The organism is Ruegeria sp. BH8, assembly GCF_056538065.1.
This window is the reverse complement of sequence record NZ_JBQFSP010000009.1, coordinates 87,503-105,847: the sequence shown is the minus strand read 5'-3', so window position 1 is coordinate 105,847 and position 18,345 is coordinate 87,503. Positions and strand designations below refer to the sequence as shown.

Below are 18,345 nucleotides of genomic sequence, written 5' to 3'. Positions count from 1 at the left end.
CGATGAAAGCGCTGGAAAAGTCGAAACCTGAAGAAGGGTTGTGGATGGTACAGGCCCCGGTCCCTGAAATCGGGCCTGATGAGGTACTGATCAAGATCAACAAGACCGGAATTTGCGGTACCGACATTCACATCTGGAACTGGGATGAGTGGGCCTCTCACACCGTTCCGGTTCCGATGATCACTGGTCATGAGTTCGCCGGGGAAATCGTCGAAGTTGGGCGCAACGTCACCGGGCTGGACGTTGGGCAGCGCTGTTCCGGCGAAGGGCATCTGATCGGCACTGAAAGCCGTCAAAGCCGCGCAGGCAAATTTCACCTCGACCCCGGTACGCGCGGGATCGGGGTGAATGAACAGGGCGCGTTTGCGCAATACCTGAAATTGCCTGCCTTCAACGTTGTTCCCCTGCCGGACGATATCCCGGATGAGATCGGGGCAATCCTTGATCCGCTGGGCAATGCTGTACACACCGCGCTAAGCTTTGACCTTCTGGGCGAGGACGTCCTGATCACCGGCGCAGGACCCATCGGCATCATGGCCGCCGCCGTTGCCCGCCATGCAGGCGCCCGCAATGTTGTGATCACAGACATTAACGCCGAACGGTTGAAACTGGCGGAACATGTGGTGCCATCGGTGCGGACCGTTGATGTTTCCAAACAAGATTTGCACGATGTCATCGCACAGCTTGGAATGAAAGAAGGCTTTGATGTGGGGCTTGAAATGTCCGGCTCACAAGCCGCGCTTGACCAGATGGTCGAGGCGCTTGTGATGGGTGGGAAAATCGCCCTGCTGGGGATACCGCCGGGGAAATCTCCGGTCGACTGGTCGCGTATCGTTTTCAAGGCGATCACAATCAAGGGTGTCTATGGTCGCGAGATGTTCGAGACCTGGTACAAGATGATCGCCATGCTGCAAAACGGTTTGGATGTGTCCCGCGTGATCACGCATCGCTTTGAGGTTGATGATTTTGCGGATGGATTTGCCGCGATGAAATCCGGCCTCTCTGGCAAGGTTGTCCTTGACTGGACCTAACCCGCTGGAAAGTTACGAACTCAACGCCTAGACAGGTGCAAGGATCGCACAAGGGAGGCATGAGATGGGCGCGAACAAAGACGATCGTCTGTTGCAAAGAGGTGTCGAAGACACTCTGGTCACTGATTTCGCCGAGACACATCGCAAAAGCTATGGAGATTTTCTGCAACTCAAAACACTGCTGAACCTGCAAAAGACCTTTCAGGACCCCGCGCAGCCGGACGAGATGCTGTTCATTATCATCCATCAGGTTAGCGAACTGTGGCTGAAACTGATGCATCACCAACTGGTCGAGGTGCGCCGTTTTTTGCAACAGGATGAATTTGGCCCAGCGATGAAAAACCTCGACCGCATCAAGGCCATTCAGCGGCAGCTGATTGCGGCCTGGGAAACCCTTCTGACCATGACGCCTGCCGACTATTTAACGTTTCGGCAGGCACTGGGCAGCTCGTCAGGGTTTCAGAGCTACGGGTATCGGCAGATTGAGTTCATTCTTGGCAACAAGGATGCGTCAACACTGAAGGTCCATGCGCATGACCCAGAGGTGATGGAGATGCTGAATGCCGCTCTGACCAAACCGTCGCTTTATGACGAAGTGTTGCACATGCTGGCCCGTCAAGGGTTCGACGTGCCCAAGGATCTGATCGAACGCGATTACGCCCAACCCTATTGCGGCGATTCGCGCGTGGTACAAATCTGGGTGGAGGTATTCCGCAACACTGAAAAATACTGGGATCTTTATGCTTTGGCCGAAAAACTGATGGATGTGGAAAGCCTGTTTCAACGCTGGCGCTTTGATCATGCCACCGCAGTTGAGCGCGTGATCGGGATGCAACCCGGCACTGGTGGCTCAAGCGGCGTGGCCTTTTTGCGAAAGGCGCTAGAGCTGCGGTTTTTCCACGACCTTTACGACGTGCGCACCGAATTGATGTACAGCGGGCAAACCTAAGACATGTTGTATCGAGGATTTTCGCAATCCGAGCTGGAGCGGGAGTACTCCCCCAGCACAATGATCGGCGGCGACCTAAGCCCGTATCTTGCCAGCTATAAGGCGCTAAGCGCTCAGGCGCGGGCCGACTATCCGGTACGGGAAAACCTGGCTTATGGTGACAGCCCCGTACAAGTCCTTGATTTCTTTCCCGCTCGCGATGACAAGGCACCCCTGCACGTCTTCATTCACGGCGGGTACTGGCAGGCGCTCAGCCAGAATGAATCGTCTCTGATGGCACCAGGTCTGGTAGAACACGGGCAAGCTTTTGCGACTGTAAACTACACGCTGGCACCCGATGCCCGGGTTGGCGACATGATCGACGAATGCCGTGACGCGTTGTTGTGGCTGGCGGCCAAGGCGGGGGAGTTGGGGTTCGATCCGTCGCGGATCACCCTGTCAGGTCACAGTGCAGGCGCGCATCTGGCGGCGATGGTGATGGCAACCTCATCAGATGCCCTTGCCAAAGCGGGGCTCCGGGTGCGGGATGTGATTCTGATCAGCGGAATATACGACCTGGAACCGATCAGCCTGATGTCGGTGAACGATCCACTGCAATTGACGCCGGTCGAGGTCAACGATCTGTCACCCATCCGCAATCTGCCCCGGCCCGGTCCTCGATACCATGTTTCGGTAGCCGAACGGGATACAGGTGAGTTCATTCGCCAAAGCCGCGACTATGCTGAAAGGCTGCGAAAGGCCGGACACTCTGTCAGCTTTATGCTCGCGCAAGGAATGCATCATTTCGATATCATCATGCATTCAGATGCGTTTCTGCCCCAGACAAAATAAGCGCTTCGGTAAAAGAAAACAGCGGCCTAAGGGGGCCGCTGTTTTTCGTTTTCATCCTTTGCCGGGCTAGTCCAGCGTGCGGGTGACTTCTTCGCGCTCGAAGATTTCGATCACGTCGCCTGCGCGGATATCGTCGTAGTTTTCGAACGCCATACCGCATTCCTGACCCGACTGAACCTCGGCCACTTCGTCCTTGAAACGCTTCAGCGTCTTCAGCGTGCCTTCGTGAATCACCACGTTGTCGCGCAGCAAGCGGACACCGGCAGAACGACGCGCCACGCCTTCGGTGACCAGACAGCCAGCAACCTTGCCAACGCCAGTAACCTTGAAGACTTCGCGAATCTCGGCGTAGCCAATGAACTTCTCGCGAATTTCGGCGCTCAACAGGCCGGATGCGGCTGCTTTTACGTCGTCTACGAGGTCATAAATCACCGAGTAATAGCGAATCTCGACGCCCTTCTGGTTTGCGGTATTCCGTGCTGAGGCATTGGCCCGCACGTTGAAGCCAAAGATTGGAGCGCCCGACGCTTCAGCCAGACCGACATCCGTTTCAGTAATGGCACCAACACCCGAATGCAGAACGCGCACGCGTACTTCTTCGTTGCCGATCTTCTCCATTGCCTGAACGATGGCTTCCGCCGAACCCTGAACGTCTGCTTTCATCAGAATGGGCAACTCGGTGACGTTTTCGTCTTCCTTTGCCTTCTGCATCAACTGTTCAAGGGTCGTTGCGGCACCAGCGGCAGCGCGTTTGTCCTTGGCGGCCTGTTCACGGTAGGCGGCGATTTCACGGGCTTGTGCTTCGGTCTCGGTCACGTTCAGAACATCGCCTGCTTCAGGCGTACCGTTCAGACCAAGAACCTCAACGGGAACCGACGGGCCAGCTTCCTTGACGCGCTCACCCTTGTCGTTGATCAGAGCACGGACCTTACCATACTGCTCACCCACGACAAAGATATCGCCCTGACGCAATGTACCGTTCTGAACCAGAACCGTAGCGACCGGGCCGCGGCCCACGTCCAGCTGTGCCTCGATCACGGCACCCTGGGCAGCGCGATCAGGGTTGGCTTTCAGTTCCAGAATCTCGGCCTGCAATGCGATGGCTTCCAGCAACTCGTCCAGACCTTGACCGGTGATGGCAGACACTTCTACGTCCTGAACCTCACCCGACATTTTCTCGACGATCACTTCGTGTTGCAGCAGATCGGTGCGCACCTTGTCCGGATTTGCATCATGTTTGTCGATCTTGTTGATCGCCACGATCATCGGCACCTTGGCTGCCTTCGCGTGATTGATCGCCTCAATTGTCTGCGGCATGACCGCGTCATCGGCAGCGACGACCAGAACCACGATGTCGGTCACCTGGGCACCACGCGAGCGCATCGAGGTGAAGGCCGCGTGTCCGGGTGTATCCAGGAAGGTCAGCGTCGAGCCGCCATCGGTTTTCACCTGATAGGCGCCGATATGCTGGGTGATGCCACCGGCCTCACCAGCCACAACACGCGCATCGCGGATTGCATCCAGCAGCGATGTTTTCCCGTGGTCGACGTGACCCATGATGGTGATGACGGGCGGACGAGGCTTCAGATCGGCTTCGCTGTCTTCGACCTCTTTGATGACGTCCTCAACATCCGAATCAGAGACGCGGGTGACCTTATGGCCAAACTCTTCGATAATCAGCTCGGCAGTATCAGCGTCGATGGTCTGGTTCTGCGTGACCATCATGCCCATCTGCATAAGTGATTTGACCACGTCAGCCACGCGCTCGGCCATACGGTTGGCCAGTTCCGAGACCATGATCGCCTCAGGCAGTTGTACGTCGCGGATCACCTTTTCCCGCTCGACCGAACCGCCCATGGCTTTCTGACGGGCGCGTTCCTGCTTGCGCTTCATCGCTGCCATCGACCGCTGGCGGCTGCCTTCGTCACCGGTGGCCTGACCCAGTGTCAGCTTGCCCGAACGACGGTTGTCTTCACGACCCTTGCCACGACCGCGCTGTTCGCGTTCGCGATCCTGCTTGCGAGGTGCGGCAGCAGGCGCAGGTTTGCTGGCCGGGCTGCGTGCAGCTTTGGCTTCTTCAGGGGCCGGCGAAGCGGCAGCAGCAACAGCGGCACGCTTGGCTTCTTCTTCAGCCTCCACGCGCTTGCGCTCTTCATCTTCGGCTTTCTGACGCGCGCGCTCTTCCGCTTCACGCTGCTCGCGTTCTTTCGCTTCCTGTTCCGCGCGGCGGCGCACGCGCTCTTCTTCGCGTGCCTTTTCAGCGGCTTCGCGTTCAGCGGCCTCTTCGACCTCGCGGGCCTTGGCAGCCTGCAAAGCCTTCATACGGCGCGCCATTTCCGCGTCCGAAATACCTGCGGGACGACGCGACGGATCACCCGAAGGGGCGGCACCGCCACCCGGCTTTGCCGCGCCCGGCTTGGGGACCACCACGCGCTTGCGTTTGGTTTCCACCACGACATTCTTGGTGCGTCCGTGGCTGAAACTCTGTTTCACATTTCCGGGGCGTGCCCCGCCACGAAGACCCAATGTCTTTTTGCCGTCACTATCGCTCATAAAGCTTCTTACCCTTCCGCGCGGCCCTTGCCGCCGTCATCCGTTTCGCGCAAGCCACGCAGGCGCTGCGCTTCCTCTACAACACGTTTGGCGAGTCCGCCAGAGGCCAAGGCCGCATGAATCACCGTTTGGCGCCCAAATGCCTGCCCTAATTCGTCTGCCGTCAGCCAACCGATGTATTTTCCGAAGTGCGGCGTACTGAGCTTCGACTTGCCGCGCCCCGATCCATCAGTGGCCTGAATCAGCACCTGAGCCTCTTCCCGGTCCAGCCACGACTTGACCTTTTCATACCCGGCAACCGCGTCGCCGGACTTGCGCGCCAGACTGAGCAACTCAATCACACGGCGCGCGATCTGCTTTTCAACTTCTGTCGCGAGGTTCTGAGGCACAGTCACCTGTGCCTTGAACCCCCGCGCAAACAGTTTCTTACCAATGGCCTTGTCCAGCGCAGCACGATCCGCCGCCACATAAACGCCCCGTCCCGGCAACTTTGCCGCGACATCCGGAAAGACCTGACCGTCCGGGCCCGTCACAAAGCGGATCAAGCCATATTTAGGCTGAACCTCGCCTGTGGCGATGCACTTGCGTTCGGGTCCGTCAGACCGATCCTTATGGACGCCACCGCGACCCATACGCGCCACCCGAGACCTGAGATCAGGCCTCGACCTCCTCGTCTGCTGCGTCGCCGTCGATGTCTTCTTCCGCCTGCTCCAACTCGGCCGGATCAACCCAACCCAACAGGATACGCGCAGTCATGACCATGTCTTGTGCTTCTTCGAGCGTGACGCCAAAGGGCTCCAGCACGCCATCATCCTTGACGCGTTCACCGTCGACCGTGGTCCAGCCACCGGCCAGTTCCCAGTCTGCACAGGTTGCGAAATCTTCCAGCGTCTTTACATCGTCCTTGGCCAGCGCCTCTACCATCTGGGGGGTCAGGCCTTCGAATTCAATGAGGCTGTCCTCGGCACCCAGTGCGCGCGCCGCATCCAGAGCGGCTTTGGCCTGGGCTTCCAGGAACTCGCGCGCCCGGGTCTGAAGTTCCTGCGCAGTGCCTTCGTCGACGCCGTCAATGACCAGAAGTTCATCAATCTCGACATAGGCAACTTCTTCGAGGTTGGTGAAGCCTTCGGAAACCAGCAGTTGCGCAAAGAACTCGTCCAGATCCAGACTGTCCATGAACAGTTTGGTACGAGATTCGAATTCCTTCTGACGACGCGCCGATTCTTCAGCTTCGGTCATGATGTCGATATCCAGCCCGGTCAGTTGGCTTGCCAGACGCACGTTCTGACCGCGACGACCGATTGCAAGAGACAACTGCTCTTCCGGAACGACAACCTCGATCTTGCCTGCTTCTTCGTCCAGAACAACCTTCGAAACCTCGGCAGGTTGCAGCGCGTTCACCAGGAAGGTCGGTTGGTCTTCGTTCCACGGGATGATGTCAATCTTCTCACCCTGCAGTTCGTTCACAACGGCCTGCACGCGGCTGCCGCGCATACCAACGCAGGCGCCAACAGGGTCGATCGAGCCGTCATACGAGATCACGGCGATTTTGGCGCGAGAACCGGGGTCACGGGCCACGGCCTTGACCTCGATGATACCGTCATAGATTTCCGGCACTTCCATCTTGAACAGCTCGGCCATGAACTCTGGCGCGGTACGCGACAGGAAGATCTGGTGGCCACGCACTTCGCGGCGGACTTCCTTGATATACGCGCGCACACGATCATTCGGGCGATAGCTTTCGCGACCGATCTTGTCATTGCGGCGCAGAACAGCCTCAGCACCGCCGAGATCGACGATGACATTGCCGAATTCTTCGCGCTTGACGGCACCGTTGATGATGGTGCCCGCACGATCCTTGAATTCCTCATACTGACGATCACGCTCGGCTTCGCGGACCTTTTGCAGGATCACTTGCTTGGCGGACTGCGCCGCAATCCGGCCCATTTCGACCGGCGGCACTTCTTCAACAAAAACGTCACCGACCTGTGGATCTTCCATGTACTGCTTGGCTTGTTCGACGGTGAACTCGGCCTGATAGTTCTCAAGCTCCTCATCCTCGACCACGGTTCGCACACGGGTGAAAGTCGCCTTGCCGGTCTTGCGGTCGATGGACACGCGGATGTCCATCTCGGCACCGTAGCGGCTCTTGGCAGCGCGGGCGAGCGATTCCTCCATCGCTTCGACAACCAGACCGGGGTCGATCATCTTTTCGCGGGCCACGGCCTCGGCAGTCTGCAGCAGCTCCAGCTGGTTGGCTGAGGTAATTGCCATCAGTTCGTCTCCTCTTCGGACCCTTCGGTCTCAATCTCGTCGAAAGCGTTTTCGTTCAGGGCACCGGCGTCCTTGCGCTGGCGCAGCATTTCCTTGATCAGGTCATCGGTCAGGACCAGCTTGGCATCACTCAGCCAGTCGAATTGCAGGCCGATGGTGATCGTCTCGGACCCTTCGGGGATATTGATCAGAACCTCTTCCCCTTCAATCCCGGCCAGTTCCCCTTTGAACCGGCGGCGGCCATCGATCAGTTCAGAAGTTTCGATCTTGGCCTCATACCCCTCGAAAGTCTCGAAATCCTTGAGGCGGGTCAGGGGGCGGTCGATACCGGGGCTGGACACCTCAAGCGTATAGGCGTCAAGGATCGGGTCCTCGACATCCAGGGTGGCGCTGACCGCATTCGAAATCTCGGCGCAGTCATCCACTTCGATGCCGCCTTCGGGTTTGTCAGCCATGATTTGCAGCGTGGTCTGCTTACCACTCATCAGCCGGACACGGACCAGCTCATACCCCAGATCTTCGATCACCGGGGTGATGATCTCGGCAAGTCGCCGGTCGATGGCAGCTTTGGCTATCAGGTCGTTTGTCATCAGGTTCTCTACCCTGTCAGTCGGGCACAAAAAAACGGGCGCGCGGCCCGTCGAATTTTCCGGTGGAGCCTTGGACCGGAAGTCCAACGCACCGCTGTTGAAACTGCATATACGCAGGATGATCCGAGTCTGCAACCCCCGACAGAAGTGTCACCCGAAATTACACGATCCACCACCGTTCAGCGATACGACCGTCGTCCAGAACCGTGCGTCCGGCAATCTGCCGCGGCAATCCCACCGCCCCAGAGACGGCCAGTGCCATATCGGTCTCGGAAGGATAGTAGCGAAGACCGCGCGTACCGCGGATCTCTGACGAATCGGGGAAGGCGGCGACATCGACATAGCCATCACGCAATGCCTCGGCGCGGACACGGGCATCGGGAATAACGATCACTTCGAATGCATCGACCCAACCGGCCTGACCGTCCTTGTAATGCCCCAAAACACGGCGACCCAGGAAATGCCGCCCGTCTTCGGCGCGTTCGACACGGTAGCAACCCGTGCCATTGGCGTTGTGTAGCGGCGTGACGCCTTCGCCATTGCGGGCAATGATAAAACGACTGTCCGCCAAAAGGAATGGAAGGCCCGGATTTGCCTCGGCCAGTTCCAGCCGCAAACGGTTGGCAGTCAATGCCTCGGTATGCCCGACCTCGGCCAATACGGCCGCAACATCTGCGATGTCCAAAAACGCGCCGTCGTGGAACACCGCATCGTTGCGCAGATCAAAGCTCCAGACCCTCGCATCGGCGTCGGTTTGCCAGCCCGTCGCAAGCTCGCCCCGCAAAGTGCCATCCGGGGCGATCTCGGTCAGCGTGTCGAAAACCGCACCGCGCGCCACCTGCTCAAGACTGTCGTCGCGCGGTACGGCCAATCGCAGCGTGCCGCCTTTCTCAGGTCTGTCCGCCAGGGACGCGCCTGTCGCGGCAAGCAGCGCGGCGGCGGCACCCGAGGCAAACAAGGCACGGCGGTCGATGCGTGTCATGCCAAACCCTCCGCTACGCGATCCATGATCCGGATGAGTTCTGCGCTGATCCCGGGTTCAGAAAGCGCATGACCGGCCTGACGTACCATCTTGATCTCGGCATTCGGCCAGCGTTCGCTCAGCGACCAGGCGGCCTGCGGCGGGCAAATCATGTCGTATCGCCCCTGCACGATGTGACCCGGGATATGAGCGATCCGGTCCATTTGATCTAGGATCTGCCCATCCGTTTCCAGGAACGCCTTATTGTAGAAATAGTGATTCTCGAGCCGGGCAAATGTACGAGCGTATTCGCCGGGGCTTTCGCCCACTGATCCGTTCGTGTGGATCGACGCCAGCGCATTTTCCCAGTGCGACCATGCCCGCGCATACAGGGTCTCGGTCGCGCGGTCCCCCGAGAACAGGCGTTTATTGTAGGCGGTGATGGTGTCCTTCAGCTCCACCTCGGGCAACAGTGAGGTAAATTTCTGCCACTGTTCCGGCCAGAAACGTCCCGCTCCGCCGCCATAAAACCAGTCAAGTTCAGCGTCAGTTGCCAGGAACACACCGCGCAGCACCAATCGGCTGACCCGGTCTGGATGCGACTGCGCATAGATCAACGCAAGGGTCGCGCCCCAGCTGCCGCCAAAAGCAATCCATTCATCAATCTCGAACAGGTCGCGCAACCGTTCAATATCGGCCACCAAATGCCATGTCGTGTTGTTTTCAACCGAAGCCGTGGGGCGAGACCGGCCACACCCACGCTGATCAAATAGAATCACCCTGTAGGCCTGTGGATCAAAATAACGCCGCATTGCGGGGCTACAGCCACCGCCTGGACCGCCATGCAGGATCACCACCGGTATGCCTTCGGGGTTGCCGCATTGTTCCACATAGATACGGTGCCCGTCGCCCATATCGACCATACGCTGATCGAACGGATCGATCGGCGGGTACAGATATTGAACTGCGCGCTTTTGGTCCGGGTACTTGTCCATTATGGCCCTATATAGTCCTTAAGCGTAAAAGAGCATACGGAGACAGGAATGCAAGCGCATCCGAACACGGTGGATCCATCCGAGATCGCAAAATTCGAAGCGATGGCGGCGGAATGGTGGAATCCTCATGGGAAATTCAAACCCTTGCACATGCTGAATCCTTGCCGTTTGGATTATATCACACAGCAGATCGCCGGTGAATTCGACCGCGATCTGAAAGCGCGGAAACCGTTCGAAGGGCTGCGCCTGCTGGATATCGGTTGTGGCGGTGGTCTGCTGAGCGAACCCATGGCACGTCTGGGGGCCGAGGTCGTTGGGGCCGATGCCGCCGGAGGCAACCTGCCTGTTGCGCGTATCCATGCCGAGCAATCCGGTTTGCAGATCGACTATCGCCACACCACAGCCGAAGACATGGCCGCCGCAGGTGAGCAGTTCGACGTGGTCCTGAACATGGAAGTGGTCGAGCATGTGGCCGACCCACAGGGTTTCCTGACCGCCTCGCAACAATTGCTCAAGCCGGGCGGGCTGCTGATCTGCTCAACCATCAACCGCAACCCAAAATCCTATGCCACGGCGATTTTCGGGGCCGAGGTCGTCATGCGCTGGCTGCCGCGCGGCACGCATGAGTGGAACAAGTTTATCACCCCTGATGAGTTGTTCGACCTGCTGCGTCAGGCCGGGATGGACCCGGTGGACCGCAAGGGGTTCGTCTTCAACCCGATCCTCTGGAGTTGGTCGATCTCGGACCGGGATTTAAGCGTGAACTATGTGACGGCGAGTGTGAAGCCGGGCTGAGGGTTATTCCCCTTCCAGCTGTTTTCTCAGATCGCGCAGCACTGGCAATGTCGACCGAACACGGTCGTCCCCCAACTCTCCGACCACGCGGTTGATCAACGGAGCAATCGAGGAAATCGCCTGATCCCGCGCGCGTTTACCGGCGGGGCTGATCGCGACCATCTTGCGGCGGGCATCGTCCCAGTCGGGGCGGATGTGGATGTATCCGGCCCATTCCAGCTTGGCCAAGGTGTTGGTCATCGCCCCTCGGGTCACGTGGAACGTGTTGGCCAGCTGCGCCGGGCTACGCTCATCCGCGACAAAAGCCAGGTGGTTCAGAACCGAGAAATGCGAGATTTCCATGCCCTTGGGCAGCACCCGGCTAAGCCGGTTCCGCAATAGCTGGTCGGCGGTCAGGATCTCGCTGAACAGCGTGACCGCAAGGGCATTGGTGTCGTCTGTCATTGTTCCGTTCTGTCAGGGTCCGTCGAAGGAACGGCGGTGGTGCAGTGAAGGGACACGTCGCCGTGCCTCAGTCACAGAACTATCATCCAAATCGAAAATGTGAATGCCTGGATCGGTCCCTGCGTCGATCAGCACCTTTCCCCACGGGTCGACGACCATGCTGTGACCGTGAGTATAGCGTGTTTTTCCGCCGGTTTTTGGATGTTCGCCTGTTTGGGCCGGGGCCAGCACCCAGCACCCGGTTTCGATTGCACGTGTGCGTAGCAAGGCTTCCCAATGCGCGGCACCTGTGACCGGCGAGAACGCGGCCGGGACGGTCAGAATGCGCGCGCCCGCCTGCGCCAGTGCCGCGTGCAAATATGGAAAGCGGATATCGTAACAGATGGTCAGACCAACCTTGCCGAAATCCGTTTCGGCGATGACCGCTTTTTCGCCTGGGCGGTAATTCTTTGATTCGCGGAACGTCTCGGTCTCGGTGACCTGCACATCGAACATATGGATTTTGTCATACCGCGCCACGATCTGACCTTGCGATCCGATCATAAAGCAACGATTGGCAAAACGACCGTCATTGTCATGAGTCTTGAGCCCCAACGAGCCGATCAGAAGCCAAACACCCAGATCAGCAGCCTGTTCGCGCAGGCCCGTCAAAGTGATGTCATCTTCTTCATGTTGTAAAACCGCGCGCTGCCGTGTGGTGCTGGTCGAAACGCAATTCGTAACCTCTGGCGTCAGAACAAAGCGGGCGCCCTGTTCTGCCGCTTCGGCCATCATGCCTCGGACCATCCCGAGGTTTTCTGCCGGATCGTCCGACGAGGTGATTTGCAGCAGCGCGGTTTTCATCAGGCCGCAAGCAGACGGTCAAGCTTGCCCTGACGCTCCAACTCGTACAAATCATCACAACCGCCGACATGCGTGGCGCCGATGAAAATCTGGGGGACCGTGCGTTTGCCTCCGGCACGTTGAATCATTTCAGGTTTGCGTTTGGGGTGCATCAGCACGTCGATCTCCTTGAACTCGACACCTTTCTGCTTCAGCAGGCGTTTGGCTGCATGACAATACCCGCACAGTGGCGATGTATAGATCTCTACCGACTTCATTTTCCGTTCCCTTCGGATTTCGCGCAATCTTGGGCGAATTAGACATCCTTGGCAACGCGCGCCAGAGCCAACACGAAAATATGATTTGCCCCCGCCGCCTGACAGGCACGAGTGCATGCGGCCAGTGTTGCCCCGGACGTCATCACATCGTCCACCAGCAAAACGTTCCGGCCCGTCAGATGGCGGGCATTTCGGGGGTGAAGGCATATCGCGTCGCCCAAAATCTGTGCCCGCTCGGCAGCTGTTTTGCCGTCCAGTACCGGCGTCTTGTTTTTGCGAATCAACAGATCGGGCACACATTCCAATCCTGTCTCGCGCGCCAGGTTCTGCGCCAACAGCGCTGACTGGTTGTATCGCCTTTTCAGCAATCGAGACCAATGCAAAGGAACCGGAACAATCACCATATCCGGTCGCAACAATGGGCGCCCTGCCTGCACCATCCACTGCGCGGCAGGGCGGGCCAGTTCGGGCCGATCACCATGTTTCAACGCCAGGATCAGTGACCGCGCCTTGCCGTCATACAAAAGCGCGGCGCGGCCTGCCCTCCAGGGGCGCGCGGTCTTCAGGCAATCATCGCACTCGGTCCGAAACTCGTCCTGCCCCCCGATCAGGGGCAGACCGCAACTTTCACAGACCGTGCCGCCAATGAATGGCGTTTCCCGCCAGCATGGACCACACAGGCCAAAATCGGACTCGGTCAGGTCGCCGCACCCCATGCAACGTGGTGGATAAATCAGCGCAAGTGCGGTTTGAATCCGTTGCGCGATGCGATACTTGCCAGCTATGAAACTGCCCGAACCCACTGCACCCTCACTTTTTGACCGTGCCGCCATTCTGCGTCATCGCAGCCGCGTGCAGGATGACGCCCTTTTTCTGCACCGCGCCGCGATGGACGAGGTTCAGGATCGGCTCTCCATGGTTAACAAAACCTTTACGGCGGCAGCGATCGTGACCGCATACCCGCAGCTTTGGACGGACGCGTTTCCCGAAGCCTCGATCATTGCGGATGACGACGTGCTGGCACTGCAACCCGGCGTACATGACCTTGTGATCCACGCCATGACACTGCACTGCGCAAACGATCCGGTGGGCCAGTTGATCCAATGCCACCGCGCGCTGAAACCCGACGGGTTGTTGCTGGTTGTTTGTCTGGGCGGCGAAACGCTGCACGAATTGCGCGCGGCGTTGGGTCAGGCCGAGATTGACGTTACCGGTGGCCTCAGCCCCCGCATCGCCCCGATGGCCGGGTTGCGAGACATGGGCGGTTTGTTGCAGCGGGCAGGTCTGGCCTTGCCAGTCGCAGACTCGGTGCCGCTCACGGCTGAGTACCGTGACATCTGGCACCTGATGCACGATCTGCGGCATATGGGTGAGGCCAATGCGTTATCCGGGCGACTGAAACACCCGACCAAACGCGCAGTATTTGAGGCCGCGCAAAACATCTACGCGTCTCATTTCACCACAGAGTCGGGACGTCTGGCAGCCACGTTCGAACTGATCTGCCTGACCGGATGGTCCCCCCACGACAGTCAACCCAAACCACTGCGTCCTGGGTCGGCGCAAGCACGTTTGGCTGACGCCTTGCGCACGGACGAGGGCAAACTGCCCGATTGACGCGCGACCAAATCCCCTTATTTCAGGCCCTAACGCAAGAAATTCAGGAAGCCTCATATGTTTGATGCCACGCGACCCGCTCACGCTCCTACGGATCACCCCAAGATCAGGATGGGGCGCGTCGGCATATTGCTGGCCAATCTGGGCACGCCGGACGACTACACATATTGGCCGATGCGCCGATATCTGAATGAGTTTTTGTCGGACCAGCGTGTCATCGATTATCCAAAGTGGAAATGGCAACCGATTCTACAGGCGATCATCCTGACCAAGCGACCTTTCAGTTCCGGCGAGGCTTACAAATCGATCTGGAACCAGGAAAAAGGCGAAAGCCCGCTGATGACCATCACCAAGGACCAGACCGCCAAGCTAAGCCAGACGATGCACGCACGATACGGTGATCAGGTCATGGTCGATTTCTGTATGCGTTACGGCAACCCGTCGACCAAATCCAAAGTGCGCGCGATGGTAGCGGCAGGGTGCGATCGCATCTTGTTTTTTCCGCTTTACCCTCAATACGCTGGCGCAACGACGGCCACCGCCAACGACCAGTTCTTTCGCGCACTGATGGACGAAGCCTGGCAGCCCGCGACGCGAACCGTTCCGGCCTATTTCGATGAACCCATATATATCGATGCGCTGGCACAGTCTGTTGAACGCGCATACGAGGCTATGGAGACAAAGCCCGACATTCTTGTCTGCTCATATCACGGGATGCCCGAGCGGTATCTTCAGCAGGGCGATCCCTATCACTGCCAATGCGCTAAAACGACGAGGCTGTTAAAGGAGCGGCTGGGCTGGACAGATGATCAATTGGTATCGACCTTCCAGTCGCGCTTCGGCCCCGAAGAATGGTTGAAACCTTACACGGTGGATCACGTGGCCGACCTGGCGAAGCAAGGCAAAAAGAACATTGCAGTTATTGCCCCGGCGTTTTCTGCTGACTGCATCGAAACGCTTGAAGAGATTAACGAAGAAATCAAAGAAAGCTTCGAAGAAGCAGGCGGGGAGGCGTTTACCTATATATCATGCCTTAACGATGACGACGCCCATATCGCGGCACTTGGAAAAGTGATCGAAGACAATCTGTGCGGGTGGCTGGAGTAAAGCGTTTACAGAACGCAACCCGCATTTCCTATGAGAACGTTAGGCTCGGCTTGATACTGGCCTGTCAGTATCCCCCGGCGCGCAACAGGCTTGAAGACCTGTTGGAATTAAAAAAGGCGGTGGATTGCTCCACCGCCTTTTTCATGAATTCCGTGTCGGATTAGCTTGCAGCAACAGCAGCAGCAACAACGACCAGCAGGATCAGCGGCAGCAGAATGCCCTGCGACGAACCCTGAGTTTCTTCAACAACAACTGGTGCTTCAACAACCGGCTCTTCCAGGTTGCCAGCATATGCAGTCGAAGCTGCTGCAGTCAGAGCTGCGGCGAGAACGAGTTTCTTCATATTAACCTCCAGAATTTGCACGGCTCCAATATCCAGAGCCGCACATCTAAGACTTACCTCGTAGTTTTTTCTAATCAGCATTAGAGCGGGAATGCAATTGCAACTTGACCGGTGAGCGGGTTCGTACACGAAAATGTCGTCAAATTAGCAACACTTGCGTGCCAACCTTCGCCATCGAAAACAGCTCGGCGATGTCTTCGTTGAAAAGGCCGATGCAGCCGTTCGAAGATCTGCGGCCGATTTTGCGTGTATCGTGCGTCCCGTGAATGCGATAATACTTCCAGCTCAGGTATAAAGCGTGTGTTCCCAATGGGTTATCAGGACCCGGAGGAATGTAGTCCGGCCATTCCGGATTTCTCTTCTTCATCGACGGCGTCGGAGACCAGCTTGGGCCTTCGACCTTGCGGATCACACTGGTGCGCCCGCGCCGGGTGAGTTCTTCGGTCAGCGGAACCGACGACGGGTACAATTTATAGACTGTTTGGTCATCCGACCAGTAATGCAGCGCTCTTGAGACGGTGTCGACCAATATGGCGCCATTTCTGGTGTTCGAGAAATACGGTTGCCAATCCAATGCCCGGAACCCGGATACGTTGCGGCGAACCGCCGGTTCGGTTTCGGGTGCAGGGCGCAGCGGGTCGCCCGGGATATATTGCGCCAGTGCCGGTGTAGCCAGAGTGGCGGTAGCCCCTGCCAGAAACCCCCTGCGGGTGGGCGAATGAATGCGCTTCTTGACCATGACGACGGGTCCTGTGTTTAGGTGAGGTCTGAAATCAGAGGCATTCTATTGCCAGAATGCTTCAGTCGCAAACCAAACCGGCAGAATCACGCAAGTTGTGGCCATTGCGCGTTTGCTCAGAACAAGCAGGCGCGCTATGCCCTGTTGAGATACAATAATCAGGTCGAACATGACGCGCATCGTTTCTTTACTGTTGATTTGCTTTGTCGCACTTGCGGCATGTACCAACACTGGCTCAACCACTCTGGGATCTGATGGTCGCCCATTGCCGACCGTGTACAAGATCCGCGGCAATCCGGAAAAGCTGCAGTTCCGCATGCTTGATTCGGTCAATGCTTTGCGTCAGGCTCAGGGGTTGCAGCCCGTACAGCTGAACGCGCAGCTGAACGCAGCGGCAGCGACACATTCGAAGGATATGTCGCGGCAGAACCGGCCCTGGCATTTTGGGTCAGACGGTTCATCACCAATCGACCGGGCAGCGCGTGTCGGCTATTTCGGAACGTTCCTTGGGGAAGCCATTTCCGAAACCTACGAGACCGAGACGGAAACACTTGCCGCATGGATGCAGGAACCTGGACCAAGGTCTGTCATCATGGACGCCAAAGCCACCCAAATGGGATTCGCCTGGCATCAGGAAGGCGGTGGTAAAATCTGGTGGACGCTGGAAATGGGAACCGGTGGTTGATCCGGTCAAATGAAAAGAAAAAAGCCCCCGGTTTTCGGGGGCTTTTTTTGTTAATCAGGCGGCTTGCATAGACTGCGCCTCAGTCAGGATCGCATAGAGCTTTACCGGATCAGGGTTCGCCCGGAGCTTGGTGCAAACCGAAGTATCCCGCAATGTGCGAGACACCAGCGCCAGAGCTTTGAGGTGATCAACACCCGCCTCTTCCGGTGCAAACAGCGCGAAGGCGATGTCCACAGGCTGGCGATCAACTGAACCGAAATCGATGGGCTTCTCAAGCATGACAAAAACACCTGAAACCGAATCAAGATCGGGCAGGCGCGCATGCGGCAGCGCCACACCATGGCCGACACCGGTCGGTCCAAGGCTTTCCCGCTCCAGCAGGAAATCAACTGCTTCCTGAGGATCGATGCCCAGCGTCGCCGCGGCGACGTCACCGATTTCCTGAAACAGCCGCTTCTTGCTGGAAGCCGCGGACAATACACGCACCGCTTCAGGCTTCAGTATGCTCGAAAGCTCCATGATCACGCTCCATGGCACGCACCCGCATCAGCGGGTGCAGCCCCGTATCCTTGCCTGTTACGGATCAATCCAGCCGATATTACCGTCTTCGCGACGATAAACGACATTCAATCCGTCCTTGTTTTCATTTCTGAACACCAGTACTGGCGCACCGGCAAGTTCCATTTGCATAACGGCCTCTCCAACGCTCAAAGATGGGATTTTTGTTTCCATCTCAGCCACAATCATTGGCTGAAGCGATTCGGGTTCTTCGACCGACTCCGATTCATTAGAAGCGAGGATATAAGAGGACGCCCCAAAGAGTTCAACCGGTTCGGCCCGATCCTTGTGGTGGTCCTTCAGGCGGCGCTTGTAACGACGCAACTGTTTTTCCATTTTATCACAGCATGCCTCAAATGCCGCGTAGATCTCGGTTGCATGGGCCTTGGCCTGCGCCGTCAGGCCAGTGGACAGGTGCACCGTTGTTTCGCATACATATTCATGCGCCGAACGGGAAAAGACGACGTTGGCATCCGTAGGCCGCTGCGCATACTTGCCCACGACCTCATTCAGTTCGGTCTGCACGTGTGTCTGCAACGCCGCACCGATGTCGATCTGTTTTCCGCTGATTTGGTAACGCATGTGATCTCCTTCACAATTCACACCCATTCTGACGCCGCGAAACGCGGCGAGCTTGTTTTTATCGGGTGGGGGGTAGAGACATTTTCCGCGGTTGCCTTGTTTCCAGCCCTTCGAAGAAGGGACATCGAGATCCAGACTGGAACCGGGTAAATGCCATAAGCCAATTGAGGCAAGAGACGAGGGAAGAGTCAATC

The 18,345-nt window shown here is 57.7% G+C and carries 21 protein-coding genes; 7 read left to right on the top strand and 14 right to left on the bottom strand.

Annotation, left to right across the window (positions count from 1 at the left end):
* Positions 1-2 precede the first annotated feature (2 nt).
* The 3 genes from tdh to ACR0AD_RS15120 all read left to right on the top strand — a co-directional run bounded on the left by tdh (position 3) and on the right by ACR0AD_RS15120 (position 2,811).
* Positions 3-1,031, top strand: coding sequence for an L-threonine 3-dehydrogenase (gene tdh / locus ACR0AD_RS15130; RefSeq protein ID WP_480488190.1), 1,029 nt, complete (start codon positions 3-5; stop codon positions 1,029-1,031).
* A gap of 64 nt (positions 1,032-1,095) precedes the next feature.
* The gene (locus tag ACR0AD_RS15125; protein WP_480483938.1) at positions 1,096-1,980 is read left to right on the top strand and encodes a tryptophan 2,3-dioxygenase; all 885 of its coding nucleotides are present in this window, start codon (positions 1,096-1,098) and stop codon (positions 1,978-1,980) included.
* A 60-nt stretch (positions 1,981-2,040) separates the two neighbouring features.
* Positions 2,041-2,811, top strand: coding sequence for an alpha/beta hydrolase (locus ACR0AD_RS15120; RefSeq protein ID WP_480488109.1), 771 nt, complete (start codon positions 2,041-2,043; stop codon positions 2,809-2,811).
* Between the two features lie 66 nt (positions 2,812-2,877).
* Here ACR0AD_RS15120 and infB read toward each other — a convergent pair whose 3' ends face one another.
* The 6 genes from infB to pip all read right to left on the bottom strand — a co-directional run bounded on the left by infB (position 2,878) and on the right by pip (position 10,184).
* Positions 2,878-5,364 (bottom strand): translation initiation factor IF-2, encoded by a 2,487-nt coding sequence (infB, locus tag ACR0AD_RS15115; protein ID WP_480488111.1) that lies wholly within the window; start codon positions 5,362-5,364, stop codon positions 2,878-2,880.
* Positions 5,365-5,372: 8 nt separating this feature from the next.
* Complete coding sequence (locus tag ACR0AD_RS15110; RefSeq protein ID WP_480488113.1) at positions 5,373-5,996, bottom strand: RNA-binding protein; 624 nt, start codon at positions 5,994-5,996, stop codon at positions 5,373-5,375.
* A 22-nt stretch (positions 5,997-6,018) separates the two neighbouring features.
* Positions 6,019-7,638 carry a transcription termination factor NusA gene (gene nusA / locus ACR0AD_RS15105; protein WP_480488115.1) on the bottom strand — a complete coding sequence of 540 codons (1,620 nt, stop codon included), beginning with the start codon at positions 7,636-7,638 and terminating at the stop codon, positions 6,019-6,021.
* Complete coding sequence (gene rimP, locus ACR0AD_RS15100) at positions 7,638-8,228, bottom strand: ribosome maturation factor RimP (protein ID WP_267363111.1); 591 nt, start codon at positions 8,226-8,228, stop codon at positions 7,638-7,640. Before rimP ends, nusA begins: the two co-directional genes overlap by 1 nt.
* A gap of 160 nt (positions 8,229-8,388) precedes the next feature.
* Positions 8,389-9,210, bottom strand: a complete 822-nt coding sequence (locus ACR0AD_RS15095) for an ABC transporter substrate-binding protein (protein WP_267363110.1) — start codon at positions 9,208-9,210, stop codon at positions 8,389-8,391.
* Positions 9,207-10,184, bottom strand: coding sequence for a prolyl aminopeptidase (gene pip / locus ACR0AD_RS15090; protein WP_267363109.1), 978 nt, complete (start codon positions 10,182-10,184; stop codon positions 9,207-9,209). Before pip ends, ACR0AD_RS15095 begins: the two co-directional genes overlap by 4 nt.
* 48 nt (positions 10,185-10,232) lie before the next feature.
* On the opposite strand from pip, the gene ubiG reads away from it, so the two are divergent.
* Positions 10,233-10,979 carry a bifunctional 2-polyprenyl-6-hydroxyphenol methylase/3-demethylubiquinol 3-O-methyltransferase UbiG gene (ubiG, locus tag ACR0AD_RS15085; RefSeq protein WP_480488117.1) on the top strand — a complete coding sequence of 249 codons (747 nt, stop codon included), beginning with the start codon at positions 10,233-10,235 and terminating at the stop codon, positions 10,977-10,979.
* A gap of 3 nt (positions 10,980-10,982) precedes the next feature.
* Here ubiG and ACR0AD_RS15080 read toward each other — a convergent pair whose 3' ends face one another.
* The 4 genes from ACR0AD_RS15080 to ACR0AD_RS15065 are packed head-to-tail and all read right to left on the bottom strand — an operon-like array spanning position 10,983 to position 13,326.
* A complete protein-coding gene (locus tag ACR0AD_RS15080) occupies positions 10,983-11,423 on the bottom strand; it encodes a MarR family winged helix-turn-helix transcriptional regulator (RefSeq protein WP_267363106.1) in 441 nt (146 codons plus the stop codon).
* Between the two features lie 12 nt (positions 11,424-11,435).
* On the bottom strand, positions 11,436-12,266 hold the full coding sequence (locus ACR0AD_RS15075; protein WP_480488119.1) for a carbon-nitrogen hydrolase family protein: 831 nt from the start codon (positions 12,264-12,266) through the stop codon (positions 11,436-11,438).
* Entirely contained in the window at positions 12,266-12,523 is a 258-nt protein-coding gene (gene grxC / locus ACR0AD_RS15070) for a glutaredoxin 3 (protein ID WP_480483930.1), read from the bottom strand. Before grxC ends, ACR0AD_RS15075 begins: the two co-directional genes overlap by 1 nt.
* Positions 12,524-12,561: 38 nt before the next feature.
* Positions 12,562-13,326 carry a double zinc ribbon domain-containing protein gene (locus ACR0AD_RS15065; RefSeq protein ID WP_480488121.1) on the bottom strand — a complete coding sequence of 255 codons (765 nt, stop codon included), beginning with the start codon at positions 13,324-13,326 and terminating at the stop codon, positions 12,562-12,564.
* Between ACR0AD_RS15065 and ACR0AD_RS15060 the strand changes: the two genes are divergently transcribed.
* On the top strand, positions 13,307-14,137 hold the full coding sequence (locus ACR0AD_RS15060; protein ID WP_480488123.1) for a methyltransferase domain-containing protein: 831 nt from the start codon (positions 13,307-13,309) through the stop codon (positions 14,135-14,137). The two genes, ACR0AD_RS15065 and ACR0AD_RS15060, sit on opposite strands and share 20 nt — an antisense overlap.
* A gap of 57 nt (positions 14,138-14,194) precedes the next feature.
* Positions 14,195-15,244, top strand: coding sequence for a ferrochelatase (gene hemH / locus ACR0AD_RS15055; protein ID WP_480488125.1), 1,050 nt, complete (start codon positions 14,195-14,197; stop codon positions 15,242-15,244).
* 160 nt (positions 15,245-15,404) lie between these two features.
* On the opposite strand, the gene ACR0AD_RS15050 is transcribed toward hemH, so the two are convergent.
* The gene (locus ACR0AD_RS15050; RefSeq protein WP_117870963.1) at positions 15,405-15,587 is read right to left on the bottom strand and encodes a hypothetical protein; all 183 of its coding nucleotides are present in this window, start codon (positions 15,585-15,587) and stop codon (positions 15,405-15,407) included.
* A 139-nt stretch (positions 15,588-15,726) separates the two neighbouring features.
* The gene (locus tag ACR0AD_RS15045) at positions 15,727-16,326 is read right to left on the bottom strand and encodes a L,D-transpeptidase (RefSeq protein ID WP_267363097.1); all 600 of its coding nucleotides are present in this window, start codon (positions 16,324-16,326) and stop codon (positions 15,727-15,729) included.
* 169 nt (positions 16,327-16,495) lie between these two features.
* Between ACR0AD_RS15045 and dalA the strand changes: the two genes are divergently transcribed.
* Complete coding sequence (dalA, locus tag ACR0AD_RS15040; protein WP_267363096.1) at positions 16,496-17,011, top strand: divisome-associated lipoprotein DalA; 516 nt, start codon at positions 16,496-16,498, stop codon at positions 17,009-17,011.
* 54 nt (positions 17,012-17,065) lie between these two features.
* Here dalA and ACR0AD_RS15035 read toward each other — a convergent pair whose 3' ends face one another.
* Positions 17,066-17,530 carry a PTS sugar transporter subunit IIA gene (locus ACR0AD_RS15035; RefSeq protein ID WP_267363095.1) on the bottom strand — a complete coding sequence of 155 codons (465 nt, stop codon included), beginning with the start codon at positions 17,528-17,530 and terminating at the stop codon, positions 17,066-17,068.
* Positions 17,531-17,587: 57 nt separating this feature from the next.
* On the bottom strand, positions 17,588-18,151 hold the full coding sequence (gene hpf, locus ACR0AD_RS15030) for a ribosome hibernation-promoting factor, HPF/YfiA family (RefSeq protein WP_480483926.1): 564 nt from the start codon (positions 18,149-18,151) through the stop codon (positions 17,588-17,590).
* Between the last annotated feature and the right edge of the window lie 194 nt (positions 18,152-18,345).

Coding starts and splice junctions, on each gene's coding strand:
- tdh (WP_480488190.1), top strand. CDS start 3: ATGAAAGCGCTGGAAAAGTCGAAACCTGAAGAAGGGTTGTGGATGGTA.
- ACR0AD_RS15125 (WP_480483938.1), top strand. CDS start 1,096: ATGGGCGCGAACAAAGACGATCGTCTGTTGCAAAGAGGTGTCGAAGAC.
- ACR0AD_RS15120 (WP_480488109.1), top strand. CDS start 2,041: ATGATCGGCGGCGACCTAAGCCCGTATCTTGCCAGCTATAAGGCGCTA.
- infB (WP_480488111.1), bottom strand. CDS start 5,364: ATGAGCGATAGTGACGGCAAAAAGACATTGGGTCTTCGTGGCGGGGCA.
- ACR0AD_RS15110 (WP_480488113.1), bottom strand. CDS start 5,996: ATGGGTCGCGGTGGCGTCCATAAGGATCGGTCTGACGGACCCGAACGC.
- nusA (WP_480488115.1), bottom strand. CDS start 7,638: ATGGCAATTACCTCAGCCAACCAGCTGGAGCTGCTGCAGACTGCCGAG.
- rimP (WP_267363111.1), bottom strand. CDS start 8,228: ATGACAAACGACCTGATAGCCAAAGCTGCCATCGACCGGCGACTTGCC.
- ACR0AD_RS15095 (WP_267363110.1), bottom strand. CDS start 9,210: ATGACACGCATCGACCGCCGTGCCTTGTTTGCCTCGGGTGCCGCCGCC.
- pip (WP_267363109.1), bottom strand. CDS start 10,184: ATGGACAAGTACCCGGACCAAAAGCGCGCAGTTCAATATCTGTACCCG.
- ubiG (WP_480488117.1), top strand. CDS start 10,233: ATGCAAGCGCATCCGAACACGGTGGATCCATCCGAGATCGCAAAATTC.
- ACR0AD_RS15080 (WP_267363106.1), bottom strand. CDS start 11,423: ATGACAGACGACACCAATGCCCTTGCGGTCACGCTGTTCAGCGAGATC.
- ACR0AD_RS15075 (WP_480488119.1), bottom strand. CDS start 12,266: ATGAAAACCGCGCTGCTGCAAATCACCTCGTCGGACGATCCGGCAGAA.
- grxC (WP_480483930.1), bottom strand. CDS start 12,523: ATGAAGTCGGTAGAGATCTATACATCGCCACTGTGCGGGTATTGTCAT.
- ACR0AD_RS15060 (WP_480488123.1), top strand. CDS start 13,307: ATGAAACTGCCCGAACCCACTGCACCCTCACTTTTTGACCGTGCCGCC.
- hemH (WP_480488125.1), top strand. CDS start 14,195: ATGTTTGATGCCACGCGACCCGCTCACGCTCCTACGGATCACCCCAAG.
- ACR0AD_RS15050 (WP_117870963.1), bottom strand. CDS start 15,587: ATGAAGAAACTCGTTCTCGCCGCAGCTCTGACTGCAGCAGCTTCGACT.
- ACR0AD_RS15045 (WP_267363097.1), bottom strand. CDS start 16,326: ATGGTCAAGAAGCGCATTCATTCGCCCACCCGCAGGGGGTTTCTGGCA.
- dalA (WP_267363096.1), top strand. CDS start 16,496: ATGACGCGCATCGTTTCTTTACTGTTGATTTGCTTTGTCGCACTTGCG.
- ACR0AD_RS15035 (WP_267363095.1), bottom strand. CDS start 17,530: ATGGAGCTTTCGAGCATACTGAAGCCTGAAGCGGTGCGTGTATTGTCC.
- hpf (WP_480483926.1), bottom strand. CDS start 18,151: ATGCGTTACCAAATCAGCGGAAAACAGATCGACATCGGTGCGGCGTTG.